General features: G+C 70.9%; 19 protein-coding genes and 2 tRNA genes. 10 read left to right on the top strand and 11 right to left on the bottom strand.

Going from position 1 to position 15,558, the window contains the following annotated elements; translation table 11 throughout:
- Position 1 precedes the first annotated feature (1 nt).
- On the top strand, positions 2-625 hold the full coding sequence (pcm, locus tag NL112_RS03755) for a protein-L-isoaspartate O-methyltransferase (RefSeq protein WP_255151296.1): 624 nt from the start codon (positions 2-4) through the stop codon (positions 623-625).
- Here the strand turns inward: pcm and NL112_RS03750 are convergent.
- A complete protein-coding gene (locus NL112_RS03750) occupies positions 622-1,254 on the bottom strand; it encodes a DUF309 domain-containing protein (RefSeq protein WP_255151295.1) in 633 nt (210 codons plus the stop codon). The genes pcm and NL112_RS03750 overlap by 4 nt on opposite strands.
- A gap of 70 nt (positions 1,255-1,324) precedes the next feature.
- Between NL112_RS03750 and NL112_RS03745 the strand changes: the two genes are divergently transcribed.
- Positions 1,325-1,768, top strand: coding sequence for a MaoC family dehydratase (locus NL112_RS03745; protein ID WP_255151294.1), 444 nt, complete (start codon positions 1,325-1,327; stop codon positions 1,766-1,768).
- A 168-nt stretch (positions 1,769-1,936) separates the two neighbouring features.
- Here the strand turns inward: NL112_RS03745 and NL112_RS03740 are convergent, their stop codons facing one another.
- The 4 genes from NL112_RS03740 to NL112_RS03725 form a co-directional block, all read right to left on the bottom strand.
- Entirely contained in the window at positions 1,937-2,674 is a 738-nt protein-coding gene (locus NL112_RS03740) for a DUF7260 family protein (protein WP_255151293.1), read from the bottom strand.
- A 146-nt stretch (positions 2,675-2,820) separates the two neighbouring features.
- A complete protein-coding gene (locus NL112_RS03735) occupies positions 2,821-4,074 on the bottom strand; it encodes an APC family permease (RefSeq protein WP_255151292.1) in 1,254 nt (417 codons plus the stop codon).
- The gene (locus NL112_RS03730; protein ID WP_255151291.1) at positions 4,071-4,295 is read right to left on the bottom strand and encodes a hypothetical protein; all 225 of its coding nucleotides are present in this window, start codon (positions 4,293-4,295) and stop codon (positions 4,071-4,073) included. The genes NL112_RS03735 and NL112_RS03730 overlap by 4 nt, the downstream gene beginning before the upstream one ends.
- Positions 4,296-4,403: 108 nt before the next feature.
- Positions 4,404-4,476 (bottom strand) — tRNA-Arg (locus NL112_RS03725).
- 186 nt (positions 4,477-4,662) lie between these two features.
- Here NL112_RS03725 and NL112_RS03720 point away from each other — a divergent pair.
- The 3 genes from NL112_RS03720 to NL112_RS03710 all read left to right on the top strand — a co-directional run bounded on the left by NL112_RS03720 (position 4,663) and on the right by NL112_RS03710 (position 8,054).
- On the top strand, positions 4,663-6,087 hold the full coding sequence (locus tag NL112_RS03720; RefSeq protein WP_255152633.1) for a single-stranded DNA binding protein: 1,425 nt from the start codon (positions 4,663-4,665) through the stop codon (positions 6,085-6,087).
- A gap of 522 nt (positions 6,088-6,609) precedes the next feature.
- A complete protein-coding gene (locus tag NL112_RS03715) occupies positions 6,610-7,053 on the top strand; it encodes a histone (protein WP_255151290.1) in 444 nt (147 codons plus the stop codon).
- A complete protein-coding gene (locus tag NL112_RS03710) occupies positions 7,050-8,054 on the top strand; it encodes a histone deacetylase family protein (protein WP_255151289.1) in 1,005 nt (334 codons plus the stop codon). Before NL112_RS03715 ends, NL112_RS03710 begins: the two co-directional genes overlap by 4 nt.
- Here NL112_RS03710 and NL112_RS03705 read toward each other — a convergent pair.
- From NL112_RS03705 to NL112_RS03695, 3 genes are read right to left on the bottom strand one after another with little or no spacing between them, the layout of a single operon-like run.
- The gene (locus tag NL112_RS03705) at positions 8,051-8,824 is read right to left on the bottom strand and encodes a DICT sensory domain-containing protein (RefSeq protein ID WP_255151288.1); all 774 of its coding nucleotides are present in this window, start codon (positions 8,822-8,824) and stop codon (positions 8,051-8,053) included. The two genes, NL112_RS03710 and NL112_RS03705, sit on opposite strands and share 4 nt — an antisense overlap.
- A gap of 41 nt (positions 8,825-8,865) precedes the next feature.
- On the bottom strand, positions 8,866-10,212 hold the full coding sequence (gene cca, locus NL112_RS03700; RefSeq protein ID WP_255151287.1) for a CCA tRNA nucleotidyltransferase: 1,347 nt from the start codon (positions 10,210-10,212) through the stop codon (positions 8,866-8,868).
- A 43-nt stretch (positions 10,213-10,255) separates the two neighbouring features.
- Positions 10,256-10,849 (bottom strand): DUF1641 domain-containing protein, encoded by a 594-nt coding sequence (locus NL112_RS03695; protein ID WP_255151286.1) that lies wholly within the window; start codon positions 10,847-10,849, stop codon positions 10,256-10,258.
- A 133-nt stretch (positions 10,850-10,982) separates the two neighbouring features.
- Here NL112_RS03695 and NL112_RS03690 point away from each other — a divergent pair.
- The 3 genes from NL112_RS03690 to NL112_RS03680 all read left to right on the top strand — a co-directional run bounded on the left by NL112_RS03690 (position 10,983) and on the right by NL112_RS03680 (position 11,917).
- A tRNA-Asn gene (locus tag NL112_RS03690) sits at positions 10,983-11,055 on the top strand.
- A 97-nt stretch (positions 11,056-11,152) separates the two neighbouring features.
- Complete coding sequence (locus NL112_RS03685; protein ID WP_255151285.1) at positions 11,153-11,590, top strand: universal stress protein; 438 nt, start codon at positions 11,153-11,155, stop codon at positions 11,588-11,590.
- A gap of 150 nt (positions 11,591-11,740) precedes the next feature.
- Positions 11,741-11,917, top strand: coding sequence for a hypothetical protein (locus NL112_RS03680; protein WP_255151284.1), 177 nt, complete (start codon positions 11,741-11,743; stop codon positions 11,915-11,917).
- Positions 11,918-12,049: 132 nt separating this feature from the next.
- Here NL112_RS03680 and NL112_RS03675 read toward each other — a convergent pair whose 3' ends face one another.
- Positions 12,050-12,295, bottom strand: a complete 246-nt coding sequence (locus tag NL112_RS03675; RefSeq protein ID WP_255151283.1) for a DUF8028 family protein — start codon at positions 12,293-12,295, stop codon at positions 12,050-12,052.
- A gap of 328 nt (positions 12,296-12,623) precedes the next feature.
- On the opposite strand from NL112_RS03675, the gene NL112_RS03670 reads away from it, so the two are divergent.
- Both NL112_RS03670 and NL112_RS03665 read left to right on the top strand, forming a co-directional pair.
- On the top strand, positions 12,624-12,980 hold the full coding sequence (locus NL112_RS03670) for a type 1 periplasmic-binding domain-containing protein (RefSeq protein WP_255151282.1): 357 nt from the start codon (positions 12,624-12,626) through the stop codon (positions 12,978-12,980).
- Between the two features lie 79 nt (positions 12,981-13,059).
- A complete protein-coding gene (locus tag NL112_RS03665) occupies positions 13,060-13,197 on the top strand; it encodes a hypothetical protein (protein ID WP_255151281.1) in 138 nt (45 codons plus the stop codon).
- A 36-nt stretch (positions 13,198-13,233) separates the two neighbouring features.
- Here the strand turns inward: NL112_RS03665 and NL112_RS03660 are convergent, their stop codons facing one another.
- Positions 13,234-13,809, bottom strand: coding sequence for a conditioned medium-induced protein 4 (locus NL112_RS03660; protein ID WP_255151280.1), 576 nt, complete (start codon positions 13,807-13,809; stop codon positions 13,234-13,236).
- 69 nt (positions 13,810-13,878) lie between these two features.
- On the bottom strand, positions 13,879-15,525 hold the full coding sequence (locus NL112_RS03655) for a spermidine synthase (RefSeq protein ID WP_255151279.1): 1,647 nt from the start codon (positions 15,523-15,525) through the stop codon (positions 13,879-13,881).
- Positions 15,526-15,558: the final 33 nt, after the last annotated feature.

Raw genomic sequence — 15,558 nt, 5'->3', positions numbered from 1 at the left:
GATGAGCCGCGAGGCGGCCCGCGGGCGGCTGGTCGACCGACTCGTCGAGACCGGCCGCATCGACGACGGCCGGGTCGCCGACGCGCTCCGGGCGGTGCCGCGCCACGAGTTCGTCCCCGAGTCGGTCCGTGGGCAGGCGTACCGCGACCGCCCGCTCTCCATCGGCGAGGGTCAGACAGTCTCCGCGCCCCACATGGTCGCGGTGATGTGTGACCTGCTTGACCTCGACAGGGGTGAGCGCGTCCTCGAAATCGGCACCGGCTGTGGCTACCACGCCGCCGTCACCGCGGAACTCGTCGGCCCGGGCAACGTCTACTCCGTCGAGTACCACGACGCGCTCGCCGAGCAAGCCCACGACCGGCTCGACCGACTCGAGTACGATGTCCACGTCCAGGCGGGCGACGGCCGCGAGGGCTGGCCCGAGCACGCGCCCTTCGACGCCTGCTACCTGACGTGTGCCGCCCGCGAGGTGCCCGACGCGTTGTTCGAGCAGGTGCGCGACTGCGGGCGACTGCTCGCGCCGGTCGGCGACCAGCGGCAGACGCTGTATCTGTTCGACCACGACGGCGACGGGTGGACGCGGACGGACCACGGTGGCGTCCGGTTCGTCCCGCTTCTCGGTTAGTCGAACAGCCCCTTGACGTCGTTCTCGCGGCTCCGCCGACGCTCGACCGCCTGTTCGAGCCGCTGGACGACGACGGGGAGCCGGTCGCCTCCGTTCAGGAAGTCGAGGACGAACGTCTCGAACTGTGTCAGCGTCCCCTCGTCGGCCCGGTCGGCCAGCCCGTACGTCGCGGCCTCCGCCAGCAGGTCGGGGTCGTAGCCCCGCGCCTCCGCGACCAGCGGCGCGGCGACGGCGGCCAGTTTGAAATCGGGACCGAACCGGAGCGGCTCCCCGCGGTGAGTCAGCTCCAGCACCGGCTCGCGCTCGAGGAGTTCCGGGTCGCGTTCGAGTCGCGCGAGCCAGTCGCGGACCTCGCCGACGTTCACGTCGTGGTCGTCGTCGAGGTCGGCGAGGTACTCGCGGGCACTCGCGGCGAGCCCGGTCGCGCCCGCCCAGTTCCGCTCGCGGGCGTGGTGGACGGCGGCGGTGAACTGGATGAGCCCCTGGAGGAGGTCCTTCTCGTCACCCTCTTCTAGGTCGAGCCAGCGGTCCTCCCAGGCGTCGTGGGCGGCGTGGTGGTACCCCTCGTTGTGGATGGCGATGCCGGCCCGGAGGTAGTCGACCGGCTCCAGCACGTCGGGGCGCTCCATACCCCCTGTTTCGGGTGCGACGGCTAAAGCGCGGCGAACGTTTATCCCCCGAGGCGTCCCCCGTCCGACGATGCCAGAGGAGTATTTCGAGGACCTGGAAGTCGGCGACAGCCGCGAGTTCGGTAGCTACGAGGTGACGAAGGAGGAGGTCGTGGAGTTCGCCGAGCAGTACGACCCCCAGCCGTTCCACGTCGACGAGGAGAAGGCCGAGGAGTCGCTGTTCGGGGGGCTCATCGCCTCCGGCTGGCACACCGCCGCGATGACGATGCGGATGCTCGTCGAGAACGTGATGAACGACTCGAAAGCCAGCGGTGCGGTCGGCGTCGACGAACTGCGGTGGAAACAGCCGGTGCGCCCGGGCGACACGCTCACCGCCGAGACGGAGATACTGGAGAAGGAGCCGAACTACATGCCCGGGATGGGGCTGGTCCACTCGGGGACGACCGTCTATGCGGACGGGACCGAGGTGATGTCGTACGTGGGGTTGGTGCTGTACGAGATGCGCGAGGCGTGAGCGAAGCGAACGCCTCGGAACGTCGAACGGCGAGCGGGGCGAGCCGTGAGATGCGGGAGCCGTGAGCGCAGCGAACGGCTCCGGATGAGCGAGCGGGAGCGACCGGCGGGAGCGACACGCGAGCGTCGCGGGGACGAGTGAGCGAGGCGGACGCCTCGACAGAGGTGTTCAGGCGTACATCCGCCGTTCGACGCGTCGTCGTGTGGTCGCCACCGCGTCGCCGAGGTCCGCGAGCGCCGCGAGCGCGGGGTAGCGGTCGTCGAGCGGGTCGTAGAGGTACGTCTGGAGGTCGGGGAACTCGTCGGACAGGCCCAGTTCGTCCCGGTTCTTCCGGATGTCGGCCTGTCGGTCGGCGGCGGCGGCGTCGCAATGCTCCCGGAGCACGTCGAGGCGCGCCCGGAGCGCGTCGAGCGCGCCGAACCCCCGGTCGGACAGCGGTTCCCCGTCGACCCGCTCCAGCTCCGTCACCGTCTCCGTGACGAACTCGCGAACCCCGTCCAGCGACTCGCGTTCGGCGTCGAGGGCACCGACGAGACGCGCCCGCTCGCGGCGCGCCTCGCGGGCGGCCGACAGCAGGCCGCGTTTCGTCCGGTCGTCGAAGCCGCCGTCGAGCGCCGCCGCCACGGGGGCGCCGAACTCCGCGCGGAGGCTCGCGTCGGTGTCGTCGCCGTAGTCCTCGTCGTAGTGGGGGACACTCATCACCGTCGCCTCGTAGGCGTCGCGGACGCGCTGGGTGCCGGTCGCCGGTCGCTCGACGAGGGCGGTGCCGGCACCGAGCTCCGGCGTGGCGTCCGCCGGAATCGACGCGACCCGGTCGGCGAAGGCGGTGACCGCCTCCCGCTCGTCGACGACCCGGCGGCGCTCGCGCCGCAGGAGCCGGTCGGCGTCCGCGAGGCGGTCGGTCACGGCTCCACCCGATCGTCGCCGCCCGCTCGCGCCAGGTAGTCGGTTGCCATCCTCGAGCGGGCGTGCGACGAGCGCGCCCAAAAGCGGTCGTATGTGGGGTACGTCCCGGTCGGGTCGGCCACGTTCGGCTCCGAACCGCTATAGAGTCAGCCCGCGCTCCCGACGTAGACGACGAGCAGGGCGACGGCGGTGAGCAGTCCCGCGAGCGCCGTCGGCGCGACTCGGCCGACGGTCAGCGGCGCGGTGAACCCTCCGCGGTCGTCCGGGCGGTCGTACCGGAGTTTCAGCAGGGCGGCGTTGACGAGCACGAAGACGACGAGCAGGGCGGCGTTGGCGACGCCCGCGACGGCCCCGAGGTCGCCGACCAGCACGAACGGCACGGTGGCGCCGGCGACGAGCGCGATGGCCGCGTACGGCGTCCGGCGGTCGGGATGGACCCGCGAGAACAGCGTCGGGAGCGACCGGTACTCGGATTTCGCCACGCCGTACACCAGCCGTGAGGTGGACACCAGCAGGATGAGCACCGTGTTCGCGGTGGAGGCCAGCGCGATGGCCGCGACCAGCGAGCCGGCGGCCCGGCCCGCGGCGGTGCCTGCCACGAGCGCCAGCGGCGAGGAGGACGCGCCGAGCACGCGCCAGTCGACGACGCCGACGGCCGAGAGCGCGACAGCGACGTACAGCACCGTCGTCGTGGCGATGGCGAGCACGATGGCCCGCGGGATGGTCCGCGTGGGGTCGGTCGTCTCCTCGGCGACGGTGACGATCGACCCGAACCCGAGGTACGCGAAGAACACGAGGAACGCCGCCTCGACGACGGCGGGCACGCCGCCCGGTGCGTCCAGCACCGCGACCGACCCCCACGTCCCCCAGCCGACGTAGACGACGACGAACAGGCCGGCCACCTCCGCGGCCGTCAGCGCGAGGTTCAGCCGCGCGGACGCCTCGATGCCCCAGTAGTTGACGAACGAGGCGGCCGCCACCAGCGCGAGCGCCGCCGGCACGGTCGGAACGGGCGCGAACGACGAGAGGTAGCCCGCAAAGGCGAGCGCGACGGCCGCCGTCGACACGGCGCCGACGAACACGCGCAACAGCGCGGTCAGTTCGGCCAGTCGCTTGCTGGCGAACGCCTCGCGGACGTACACGTAGTCGCCCTCGCCCTTCGGGAACCGGGAGGCGAGTTCCGCGTACGAGAGACCGGTGAAGGAGGCGACGACGGCCGCGACGAGGAACGCCAGCGCCACAGCCTCGCCAGCGAGTGCGGTGGCCTCCCCGAGGATGGCGTAGATGCCCGCTCCGAGGATGAGGCCGACGCCGTACACCGTCGCCTCGAACAGCCCCAGCGACCGCTGGAGCGACGGGGCGGCGGCCTCGCTCGCGCCCGGGCCGTCGGCGCCCGTCATCCCTTCCGGACGACCACGAAGTAGTAGATGGCGAACACCACGAGGAAGCCGACGAGGCTCAACAGCAGGGACGCCAGTCCCATCACGCCGGCCCACAGCGCCGCGTTCACGCCGGGCCGCTTCTCGGCGTCGCGGTAGGTGAAGTACGCGACGATGGCGGCGACGAGGAGGTTGAGCACCAGGAGCTCCGGCCCGACTGGCACGCCCATCTGGAGTAGCATACGCGGCGGTTCGACGTGCTCCGGTATCAGAATGGGGGCGACCCGAACGGGAGGGCCGCGAACGAGCACACGCTACGCGGCTCTCACGGCGCTGGTTCGTGGCAGAAACGTCCTGACGGAGATTTGAACTCCGGTCCCTGGCTCCGCAAGCCAAGAGGATAGTCCACTACCCTATCAGGACTCACTCTACGATACCCCGCTGGTGGGTAAAGGGGTTACGATTCGCCCCCCGGCGAGGGTTCAAGTAGCATGCCGCGGCCACCCGACGCATGACGAGGCGACCACGCCGCGGAAAACCGCTCGACTGCACCGGTGTGCCCGCACAACGACAATACTTAATCGGGACGCTACCATGCCATCGGTAGGAATGGGCGACATCGAGGACATCTACGAAGACCTCGACGCCGACGTGGAACTCGAGGAGTTCCGCGAGGCGGTCGAGGCCAAGGTCGAGCAGATGGGGGGGCTGGCCGACGAGGAGACGGCGGCCATGCTCATCGCACACGACCTCACCGAGGGGGAGGTCGAGGGCATCGCGGACATCGAGGCGGGCATGGAGGAGGTGAAGTTCGTCGGCAAGGTGATCTCGGTCGGCGACCTCCGGACGTTCGAGCGCGACGGCGATGACGACGAGGGCCGGGTCTGCAACATCGAGGTGGCCGACGAGACCGGCCGGATTCGGGTCGCGCTGTGGGACGACGACGCCGCGGCCGCCCAGGAGGAACTGGCGACGGGGCAGGTGCTCCGGGTCGCCGGCCGGCCCAAGGAGGGGTACAACGGGCTGGAGGTCTCCGCGGACCGCGTCGAGGGCGACGACGAGGTCGACGTGGACGTGGAGGTCGGCGAGACGGCTACCGCCGAATCGCTGTCGCTCGGCCAGTCGGACGTGAACCTCGCGGGCCGGGTGCTCGGCACCGACGAGGTGCGGACGTTCTCGCGGGACGACGGCTCCGAGGGCCGAGTCGCCAACATCACGCTCGGCGACGAGACGGGCCGCGTGCGCGTCACGCTGTGGGACGGCAAGGCCGACCTCGCGGCGGAACTCGACGAGGGCGTCTCCGTGGAGGTCGTCGACGGCTACGTCCGCGAGCGCGACGGCTCGCTGGAGCTCCACGTCGGCGACCGCGGCGCGGTCGAGCAACTCGACGAGGACGTGACGTACGTCCCCGACACCACGGCCATCGACGCGGTCGAGATCGGCGAGACGGTCGACATCGCGGGCGTCGTCCGCTCGGCCGACCCCAAGCGCACGTTCGACCGCGACGACGGCTCCGAGGGGCAGGTGCGGAACCTCCGCCTGCAGGACGACTCGGGCGACATCCGCGTCGCGCTGTGGGGCGACAAGGCGGACAAGGATATCGGCCCCGGCGACGAGGTGCTGTGTACGGACGTGGAGATACAGGACGGCTGGCAGGACGAACTCGAAGCGTCGGCGGGGTGGCGTTCCACCGTCTCGCTACTCGACGACGGCGCGACGGCCACGGCGGACGTGGACGCCGGGGGCGACGCGAACGACGACGCCGACGAGGAACCGAGCGAGCAGGGACTTGGCGCGTTCGCGGACGGCGAATCCCCGGATACCGGCCCCGAGGACGCGACCGACGATGCTCCCGATGCGGGCGAGACGACCGAGTTCACCGGCACGGTCGTCCAGACGGGCGACCCCGTGATGCTCGATAACGGCGAGGAGGCCGTCACCGTCGAGACGAGCGCGAACGTGAAACTCGGCGAGGAGGTCACCGCTCGCGGCCGGATGGACGGCGACCGACTGGACGCCGACGAGGTCTTCTAAACCACTTTTTGCTCGGGGGTCTCGCGCCTTCGGCGCCCGGCGGATGCTTGCTGTGATTTCCCGTCTCACCGAGCGTGTGAGCGGTTCGGACTCTGGTGACTGCGCGTAACGGAGTGGCCGTACTCACTTCGGTATCGCTTCAGGTATGGATTGGCTGTCGCTCGTGGTCGGTAGAGAGACGGGGTAGGACAGCCAGCGGCACTCCCACGTGACAATCACGTGAGTTGAAAGGTGGCTGACTGACCGTGCCGTCTACCTTGGTATCGTTGCTATCGCGATAAAACTGCTCCGGTATGAAGATACTCTGTATCGACCACAGCATCCGCCGAGTGAGGAAGCGAGCGAGGCGGTTCACCGCGCCGAACGCAGTGAGGCGCGGGACCAAGGCGCGACCGTAGGGAGCACCGCCGTGTCTTTTTGCTCCAGCTTTTTGTCGGGCGGCGAGCGGAGCGAGCCGCCCGTGCAGAAAGGTGGGTGCTGGAAAGGTGGGGTATTAAGACGCTCTCGCCCTGCCGAAGGTGTATGAGCGTCGAGTTGCCGTTCGCCCCGGTAGACACCATCATCCGGCGCAACGCGGGCGAGCTTCGCGTGAGCGCCGGCGCCGCCGAGGAGCTGGCTCGCCGCATCCAGATTCGCGGTGCCGAGCTGGCCGTCGAGGCGGCCGAGCGGGCGACCGAGGACGGCCGCAAGACCCTGATGGCCGCGGACTTCGGCGTCGACCCCGGCGACAAGGATGCGCTCGAACTTCCCATCGCGCCGGTCGACCGCATCGCGCGTCTCGACATCGACGACCGCTACCGCGTGTCGATGGACGCGCGGGTGGCGCTGGCCCGCCGACTCGAATCGTACGCCGACACCGTCGCGGCCGCGGCGGCCGTGCTCGCCCGCCACGCCGACCGGCGGACGGTGAAACGCGAGGACGTCGAGACGTACGTCGAACTCGGACCGTACTACGACACCGAATGAGATTCGGCTACCGCGACGACTGTCTCCGCCACGACACCGGCCCCCGGCATCCGGAGACGGCCGACCGCCTCCGGGCCATCCGTCGCGGCCTCTCGAAGGAACACGGCGTCGAGTACGCCGACGGCGGCCCCGCGAGCGTCGACGACGTCGAGGCGGTCCACGACCCCGACTACGTGACCGCCGTCGAGGAGTTCTGCGAGGAGGGCGGCGGCACGTGGGACGCCGACACCGTCGCCGTGGAGGCGACGTGGGAAGCGGCGCTCGCGTCGGCGGGGCTGGCGGCGTGGGCCGCCGACAGCGCGCTCGACGGCGACCAGGGCCGCGACACTCCGTTCTCCATCGGTCGGCCGCCGGGCCACCACGCCGAGTACGCCGACGCGATGGGGTTCTGCTTCTTCAACAACGCCGGCGTCGCCGCCGAGCGCGCCCTGGACCGCGACGGTGTCGACCGGGTCGCCGTCGTCGACTGGGACGTCCACCACGGCAACGGCACGCAGGACATCTTCTACGACCGGCCGGACGTGTTCTACGCCTCCATCCACGAGCGGGGGCTGTTCCCCGGGACGGGCAACCTGAAGGAGACCGGCCGCGACGACGGCCAAGGGACGACGCTGAACGTTCCCTATCCCGGCGGGTGTGGCGACGCGGAGTATCTCGCGGCCGTCGACGACGCCATCGCGCCCGCGCTGGCCCGGTTCGACCCGGACCTGCTTCTGGTGTCGGCGGGGTTCGACGCCCACCGGAACGACCCCATCTCCCGTCAGCGCGTCTCCACCGAAGGGTACGGTCTGCTCGCGCGCCGCCTCGACGAGGTGGCCGACGACGCCGGCGCGCCCATCGCGTTCGTGCTCGAGGGCGGCTACGGGCTGGACGCGCTCTCGGAGTCGGTACGGAAGGTGAACTCGGTGTTCGACGGCTACGACCCGGCGGACCCCGACGATGACGTCGACGGCCGGGCGGGGAGCGTGCTCGCGGATGTCCGCGACGTCCACGACCTCTAGATGTCGGCGACGACGTCAGCGACCTCCGCGACCTGCTCGGCGTCGAACGTCCAGCGGCCGAGCCACTCGTTTTCCGCCTCCTCTATCGCCACCAGCGCCGCCGGCTCACCTTCGCCGTTCGGCGAGTCGAACACGACGAACCACGAGTCGCGGTGGACGGGGGTGCGACCGCCGTGGACGTCCACGGCGTCGGGGAGCATCTCGCGGTCGATGTCGGGCACGCCGTAGACGTGCGTGTCGACGTCCGTGTCGCCCAGCCGTTCGTACACCTCGCGGGTACCGCGCTCGTCGTCGAGCCGCGAGAGCCGCTGGAACGACGACCGGAGCGTCCCGTCGCCGGCATCGAGCGCGAGGCTCTCGATGTGTCGGGAGATGAGCACGAGCAGGAGCTTCTCCTTGTTCGAGTGGGGGAACCCGCGGAGCCGGAAACTGGTGTCGTGCAGTCCGGTGAGTACCTCGGGGGCGGCGTACTTGTCGATGCCGCTGGTCCCCGTCCGATAGAGGTCGCTGTTGACCAGCAGGTAGGCGTCCATCAACTCGTCGAGCGACGAGGAGGCGACCACCTCGCCGTCCACCACGAGCACGACGAGGTCGGTCACCTCCTCGACGTCGCGGGTCACCTCGACGGTGACGTTCTGTGCCTCGAACGCCTGCTCCAGCAGTCGGGGCAACGGGGCGGGTTCCGAGGAGTTGAGCACCACCAGCGAGCGGGACGGCCCCCCGGACCGTTCGGCGAACACGCGGAGCTGTTCGAGCCCGGCGTCGTGCATGTCCCACGTTCGGGCCGCCAGCCGCATAAGTGGCACTGACGTTACGGTTTCGGGTCGAAGTACGTCGCCAGCTCGCTCCCGAACTCGTCGGCCAGGGCGGCCACCTCCTCCCCGGCCAGCACCGCGCGGTCGTCGAGCGCCGAGGCGACGTGAGCCCCGAGCGCCACGTCGAACAGCGCGTCGCTGTCCGCGAACGCCTCCGGCGTTCGGAACTCGCGGGCGCGCTCGACGACGTAGCGGTCGCCGTCGAGGAACGGGCCGTACGCCGCCGACTCGCGGTAGGCGTCGTAGAACCCCTCGGCGTGCTCGCGGACGCCGACCGGCGGTCCCTCGTGGCGCTCGACGGCCGGCAGTTCCGCGACCGCACACTCGACGAACAGCACCGCCGTCTCGTCGGCCGCCCGGAGCGACCGAAGCGGCGCGAACCCCCGCCGGTCGAGTTCGCCTTCCAGCCCCGACAGCGACTTATCCAGTTGCGGATACAGCTGGTCGTCCACGACGTCGGGCGCGTCGAACCTGACGGCGACCGGGTGAGTGCCCCGCTCGCTGACCTGCTCGCGCACCGCCTCGGCCGACAGCGGCTCCGGCTCCCGGGGCTCGAACAGCGCCGTCCGGGGGTCGCGGAGCAGTTCCCGGCTGTAGTGGACGAGTCGCGCGAAGTTCCGCTCGGAGAGTGCCGCCGCCACGTTCCGGCCGGGGTCGGTCGGGTCGACGACGACGAGGGGGTCGTCGAACGACCCCGAGCCGTGGCCCTCGGGGTCGAAACGAACGGGAGGGCTCCAGTCGGCCGCCGCCTCGACCAGTTCGCGGAACCCGCCGTGTTCGAGGACGAGCAGTTCCGTCAGGTAGCCCGCGAACCCGCGGGTGCGGAGGTCAGAGCCGTACGCGCCGATACCAGTCAGGAACGCCTTCGTCACCCGGACCTCGTCGGCAAGCGCGTCGTCGAGGTGCGAGTCGAGATACGCCGTGTGGAACGGCGTCCGGTCGACGGCCGAGCGGATGTCGGCGGCCGTCGCCACGTCGTAACAGGGGACGAGGTCCACGTCGAACCCGTCGACGGTACCCTTCACGTACGGGTGTTCGGCGAACTCCTCGTGGCCGTCCGGGAGGACGGCGTGGCCCACCGCCAGCCCGTACTCCTCCAACTGCTCGCGGGCGAGGTCGGTCGGGAACCGGACGAACAGGTCGACGTCGCGGTCGCCCGCCAGCCACGTCCCGCGGGCCGTGGAGCCGACGAGCAACACGTCGGCCTCGACCGGGAGGTCCGCGACGGCCCGCTCGGCCCGCTCTCGCAGGTCGGCGGTGGCCTGCCGGAGCGCCGCTTCCTCCTCGGCGTCCGGGACGACTCGCTCCCGGACGCGGTCGACGACGGCGGCGAACTCGCTCATGGCTCGCGGTTGGCCGAGCGGTCGTGAAAACGTGTCGATGCGGTCAGTCGGGGTCGGCCTCGCGCTCGCCGAGCGCGCGCGCCAGCGCGACGAGGAACGCCAGCCCCCGCTGGGTCTCCTCGTCGCGGAGCGCACGGAGCGTCGCCAGCGTCCCGAGTTCGTCGTCGGCGTCGCCGGCGGTCTCGACCGCGCGCAGCAGTCGCGCCACGTCGGCCGCCACCTCGGGGTCGCTCGCCAACTCGACGGCGTCGTCGTCGACGGCGTCTTCGACCTTCCGGAGCGTCTCGCCCGCGGCGGCGAGTTCGTCGAGCGTCCCGTTGCGTTCGAGCCGCGACAGCTTCCGGAGCGCGCGCTCGAGGTCCGCGGCGTTCGCGCCGACGGCCGCCGCCAGCGTCGCGGGCGAGCCGTTGCCGTCGCTCCCGCCGCCCAGAAGCATCGAACTCGTCTCCGCGAGGCCGCTGACGAGGTCGTCGTCCAGCGCGGAGGTGGCAAGCGAGGTGGTGTCCAGCACCGCGTTCGCGCGCTCCAGCCGCTCCACGAAGTCGAGCACCTCGCCGGGCCGCTCCTCGATGGCGCGGTCGAGCGCCGCCCGCGCCTCCTCGGGGGTCGCGCGCCGTCGGTCGTCCGAGCCTCCCATCGCTTCGGTACACGTCGTGGTCCCGGGGGGATGTGGTTTGCGGCTGACTCGCGGCCCGACACCGGGTGAACCCCTGTCGCGGTGTGGTCCGAAACGAAATCCATAAGAGGCGAATCGAACTACGTGGGGGTGAGCCGCCTTAGCTCAGATGGTAGAGCACCTCGCTGTTAACGAGGTGGTCCCAGGTTCGAGCCCTGGAGGCGGCGCTTCTCTCGGGGCCAGTTCGATAGCCGCCGGTCGTCGATTCCAGCGTTCTGGGACGCGGGTGGCGCCGCTTTACGTCGGGAGCCCGAACCGTCGGGTATGTACAACGACGTTCTGGTCCCGACCGACGGCAGCGACGCGGCCGACGCGGCCGTCGACCACGCCATCGATCACGCGCTTCGGTACGACGCGACGCTCCACGTCGTCCACGTCGTCGACGAGGAGTCGGTCCCGCCGACGCCCGACGCCGGGCGCGTCCTCGGAGCGCTCGAACAGCAGGGCCGCGACGCCATCGAGCGGGTCGCCCGCCGCGCCGGCGACGCCGGCGTCGACACCGTGGAGAGCGCCGTCGTCAGCGGTCCGCCACACGAGGCGATACTGGAGTACGTCGACGAGAAGGGGGTCGACCTCGTGGTGATGGGCACGCACGGCCGGCGGGGGCTCGACCGCTACCTGCTCGGGAGCGTCACCGAGCGGGTCGTCCGGCTCGCCGACGTCCCCGTCCTCGCGGTCCACCCCGCGGATACGGCGCAGTGAGGCGACGTTTCGACGGCTTTGCCAGAATCCCTTTTGTGAGATACCGGCCCCTCACGGGTGGATGCGCACGAACGACAGCATCGCGCCGTCCACCCCTGCGGGTGGACAGCACCGGCACGACAGACCGACCGACAACCGGGGAGAGAGCCGATGAGTGCCGGCCACAGCACCCGACAGTGGGAGCGGGCCGAGCGCCACCCACGGCTCCCGGGCGAGGACCTCGTCGCGTTCGAACTCGTGGGGAGCGACGACGTCTGCATGTACGACGACGACAACCCCGACGCGTACCTCATCGGGGACGGCGTCGAGGTGGGGACGAGACGGTAGCGGGGCGGGCACACGCTCCCGTCCGTCTCTGCGGGGTTGTGCGTCGTCAGCGACGGCCGCGTCGCTCGCGGGTCGCGTGCGGTGGGGAAGGAGGGGTGGAGACTGGAGGGCTGGAGGGCTGGCAGCCGACCCCTACGCGGGGCGCTTGTGGCCGTGGCCCAGCACCATCGCGGCGACGTTCACGGCGACGAGCGCGCCGAACGTCTCGGGGCGCGTCGTGAGCGCGCCGGTGGCGAGGAGGGGCACGTAGGTCAGCGGGAGGAGAGTGCCGACCCAGAACGTGACGAAGCTCACGAGGCCGACGACGGCGTCGGCGAGGCGTTCGAACGGGGCGAGCGCGTCGGTGACGTGGGGACCGATGGATTCGGACGTGGACATTGGGGTGCTGCCTCCGCTCTCGGCTACTGTCTACGACCCCATATACCGGCCAGACAGTTGCCACGATTTCGGGTGGATTCACCGCGTTATCGGCGGTGTGTTCGCCCGCACCGCTCGTTTTACGACGTGTTCTGCGGGCTGGAGAGATTTTATCGAGCGCGCAGAGCTATTATCGTCACAATCGACGGCATGGCGTCGCCGCGGGCCACGCCCCGCCGCTCGGACGGTCGCTGACCCGTGTGCCGGGGGCCGCGATCGGGTGGCGCGCGGCGGCCGCGCGTCCCGCGGGACCGAACCGTCATCCGTCCGGCGCGCGTACGGGGTGGCGATGGAGACGCTCGAACTTCCGACGGGCGAGGAGGTGACCCCCGAGGACGCCTTCCTGTTCGGCGGCTACCCCTACCGGTTCGTCCCCCGGGAGGGCGAGGGGTTCGCCCTCTCGCCGCTGTACTGGGGCGGCGGCGACATGGACGTGCCGTTCCCGAACCGGGAGGCGCTGGTCGCGGAGTGGGGCGCCGACGGCGAGGCGCGCGGCCCGATGAGCGACGAGGCGTGGCGAGCGTGGGTTGCGGAGGCCCGAGCAGACGACCGGTTCGGCGACGAGGAACTGGACGCGGTGGCTCGCGAACTGGGTATCGAGGAGCGGTCGCTTCTGGGTCGACTCCGCGACCGACTGACTCGCTGACGCGCGCCGTGGTAACTGCTCACGCCGACCTGTCGGATGGAAACCTATTATACCTATGATAGTGTAATGGGGAATAACCATGGCGACACGCCAGCAGTCCGCCACCGGGGCGGCCATGGACGGCTCGTACCACTCGTGTAGTTGCGGGGCCACCTTCGACTCCACGGAGGAACTCCTCGCCCACGCGCGAGAGGAACACGGGCTCTCCCCGGCGTAGGCTGTCGCCGCTCGTTCTCGGTCGGTCGCCGTGCCGTCAGTCGAACACGTCCGCGAACGCGTCGCGGTCCTGTCGTCTGGCCGCCGACATCTCGGCTGTCACGCCCGCGGCGTCGAGTAGCGACTCGAACTCCAGTTGGTAGCGGTAGCCGCGGCGCCGCGCCGCCTCGCGAGCGTCGAGCACCCGCGAGGCGTGGCGGACGGCCGCCTCGCTGACGCCGAGTTCGGCCGCACAGTCAGCGGTCGCGCGCCCCGCACGCCGCAGGGCCGCGAGCGCGCGGTAGTCGACCGGCCCCTCGAGGTCCGCGGGGGCGACCAGTTGCAGGTGGAGGCGCGCGCGGCCGACGACCGGCTCGCTGGCGCCGAGGCCGGCGGCGATGTCGGCGTCCGACCGTCCCGCGTAGAACCCACGGACGACGGCCACGAGGGCGTCGTCGTCGAGCGAGGTGCGGAAGCCGTACTCGGCGCGCATCTCGCGGACGACCGCCCGGAGCCCGGCCGCGAGGCGGCGCTCGTCGGGCGCCGCGTGGGCATCGGCATGCTGGCGCTCGGTGAACGTCGTCTCGCCACCGAGGCGTTCGAGGAGTGTCCTGAGTTCGTCGGTCTTGGTCATCGTAAACTTCTCCCGCCCCGGGGCGGCGACGCCTCGCGGTGCCGACACCGTGCGCTCGGGGCGGAGAATCTACCCTGCAGTACGCGCCCGGAGCTTATCTACTGTTCGCCCCCGCTCGGGAACCGCCGGCCAGGAGAGGGATGGTGCGCGGGGAGCCCGTAGCGCGTCCGCCGTCGCGTTCCCCGTCTGTTCGACGACGTACCGCTGGCCGACCATCGGGTCGAGCAGGCTGTCGACAGGCGCGCGGTCGTCCCGGAGCACGGGCACGTCGCCCGTCTCCGTCGTGCGCCGGTAGTTCCCGACCGCTTCCGAGAGGTCGATGCCGACGTCGCGCTCTCGGTTGCGGACACGGAGGTCGGCCTCCGTCAGCAGGTCGGGGCGCTTCGTCGCCACGAGTTCGACGTTCTGGACGGCGACGCCGCCGACCGTCGGGAACGCGTAGACGCGGGGGAACACGCGGTCCACGGTCTTGTACTCGGCGCGGTAGAACTTCGACGCGGGCCCGGAGGGTGCCGAGATGAGGTTGGCGAACAGGACGCCGTCATCGTCGAGTCGGTCGGCCGCGAGCCGCATGAACTCGACCGTCGTCAACTGGAACGGCACCTTGTCCCGCTTGTACGCGTCCAGCACGATGAGGTCGTACGTCTCGTTCGTCTCCCGGAGGTAGCGGCGGCCGTCCGTGACGTGAACCTCGAGCCGTTCGGACTCCTCGAGTGCGAAATACTCCTTCGCCACCCGCACGACCTCGGGGTCGATTTCGACCACGTCGACGGTGACGTCGTAGTCGTGGACGAACCGCTTCGGCCCGGTGAACCCGCCGCCGCCGATGAACAGCACCTCGTCGATGTCTTCCTCGAAGAGGAGGGGGAGATGGAAGTAGCGAGTGTACTCGAAGCCGTGGCCGGTCGGGTCGTCGAGCGGCATCGCGCTGTGGGGCTGGCCGTCGAGGTACAGCGTCCGCGTGCCGTCGAGGTCGACGACGCGCAGTTCCTGGTACGGCGTCTGCGTCTGGTAGACGACCTGCCCCTCGACGGCGACGCCGACGGCGCCGCTGCCGCCGGCCGCGACCAGCAGGACCCCGGCCGCGAGCACCGCCGCCGTCCCCTCGCGGCGCGGCGCCGACCGGACGAGGACGAGCGCGGTGGCGACCGACAGGAAACCGAACACGAGGCCGATGGTCTCGACCGACAGCGACGGGATGAGCAGGAACGTCGTCCCGAACGCGCCGACGATGCTGCCGACGGTGCCGACGGCGTACACGTGACCCGACGCCTCGCCGAGTCCGCCCTTCCGGGAGAGTTCGGCGGCGTAGGGGCTGACGAACCCGAGCAGGTACGTCGGCGGGCCGAACAGGAGGACGACCGCGGGCAGCGACGCGAACCGGCTGGGGAGGGGGACCGCCGATGCCACTCTGAGGAGGAGGTCCCCCGCAAACACGAGCACGGCGACGTACGCCGCGGTGTAGACGAACAGCCGGGCCATCCGTCGGTTCGAGGCGTCGGTCGCCGCGCGCTGGCCGCCGCGGTGGTAGCCGTAGCTCAGCGCCGCGAGGAACACGCCGATGATCGTCCCCCAGGTGTAGATGCTGCTGCCGAACTGCGGGGCGACGATGCGGCCGGCGAGTATCTCCAGCCCCATGCTCGCCACCCCGGAGACGAACACCGCGAGTTCGGGGAGCGTCGGTCGACGCGCCGCGTCGACCCACCGTGTTGCCATATCTCCCAGTCGAGGCCGCGGCAGTTAACGCTC

Origin of the sequence: Halorarius halobius (genome assembly GCF_024298865.1) — an archaeon.
Lineage (GTDB): Archaea > Halobacteriota > Halobacteria > Halobacteriales > Haloarculaceae > Halorarius > Halorarius halobius.
The sequence above is the reverse complement of the archived record's forward strand: the minus strand, read 5'-3'. Positions and strand labels throughout refer to the sequence as shown.

What these genes read in the sequence shown, in the direction of transcription:
- NL112_RS03655 (WP_255151279.1), bottom strand. Translation starts at nt 15,525, where the DNA reads ATGGCAACACGGTGGGTCGACGCGGCGCGTCGACCGACGCTCCCCGAA.
- NL112_RS03675 (WP_255151283.1), bottom strand. Translation starts at nt 12,295, where the DNA reads ATGTCCACGTCCGAATCCATCGGTCCCCACGTCACCGACGCGCTCGCC.
- NL112_RS03685 (WP_255151285.1), top strand. Translation starts at nt 11,153, where the DNA reads ATGTACAACGACGTTCTGGTCCCGACCGACGGCAGCGACGCGGCCGAC.
- NL112_RS03665 (WP_255151281.1), top strand. Translation starts at nt 13,060, where the DNA reads ATGGCGACACGCCAGCAGTCCGCCACCGGGGCGGCCATGGACGGCTCG.
- NL112_RS03715 (WP_255151290.1), top strand. Translation starts at nt 6,610, where the DNA reads ATGAGCGTCGAGTTGCCGTTCGCCCCGGTAGACACCATCATCCGGCGC.
- NL112_RS03730 (WP_255151291.1), bottom strand. Translation starts at nt 4,295, where the DNA reads ATGCTACTCCAGATGGGCGTGCCAGTCGGGCCGGAGCTCCTGGTGCTC.
- NL112_RS03670 (WP_255151282.1), top strand. Translation starts at nt 12,624, where the DNA reads ATGGAGACGCTCGAACTTCCGACGGGCGAGGAGGTGACCCCCGAGGAC.
- NL112_RS03660 (WP_255151280.1), bottom strand. Translation starts at nt 13,809, where the DNA reads ATGACCAAGACCGACGAACTCAGGACACTCCTCGAACGCCTCGGTGGC.
- pcm (WP_255151296.1), top strand. Translation starts at nt 2, where the DNA reads ATGAGCCGCGAGGCGGCCCGCGGGCGGCTGGTCGACCGACTCGTCGAG.
- NL112_RS03750 (WP_255151295.1), bottom strand. Translation starts at nt 1,254, where the DNA reads ATGGAGCGCCCCGACGTGCTGGAGCCGGTCGACTACCTCCGGGCCGGC.
- NL112_RS03680 (WP_255151284.1), top strand. Translation starts at nt 11,741, where the DNA reads ATGAGTGCCGGCCACAGCACCCGACAGTGGGAGCGGGCCGAGCGCCAC.
- NL112_RS03710 (WP_255151289.1), top strand. Translation starts at nt 7,050, where the DNA reads ATGAGATTCGGCTACCGCGACGACTGTCTCCGCCACGACACCGGCCCC.
- NL112_RS03695 (WP_255151286.1), bottom strand. Translation starts at nt 10,849, where the DNA reads ATGGGAGGCTCGGACGACCGACGGCGCGCGACCCCCGAGGAGGCGCGG.
- NL112_RS03745 (WP_255151294.1), top strand. Translation starts at nt 1,325, where the DNA reads ATGCCAGAGGAGTATTTCGAGGACCTGGAAGTCGGCGACAGCCGCGAG.
- NL112_RS03735 (WP_255151292.1), bottom strand. Translation starts at nt 4,074, where the DNA reads ATGACGGGCGCCGACGGCCCGGGCGCGAGCGAGGCCGCCGCCCCGTCG.
- cca (WP_255151287.1), bottom strand. Translation starts at nt 10,212, where the DNA reads ATGAGCGAGTTCGCCGCCGTCGTCGACCGCGTCCGGGAGCGAGTCGTC.
- NL112_RS03720 (WP_255152633.1), top strand. Translation starts at nt 4,663, where the DNA reads ATGGGCGACATCGAGGACATCTACGAAGACCTCGACGCCGACGTGGAA.
- NL112_RS03705 (WP_255151288.1), bottom strand. Translation starts at nt 8,824, where the DNA reads ATGCACGACGCCGGGCTCGAACAGCTCCGCGTGTTCGCCGAACGGTCC.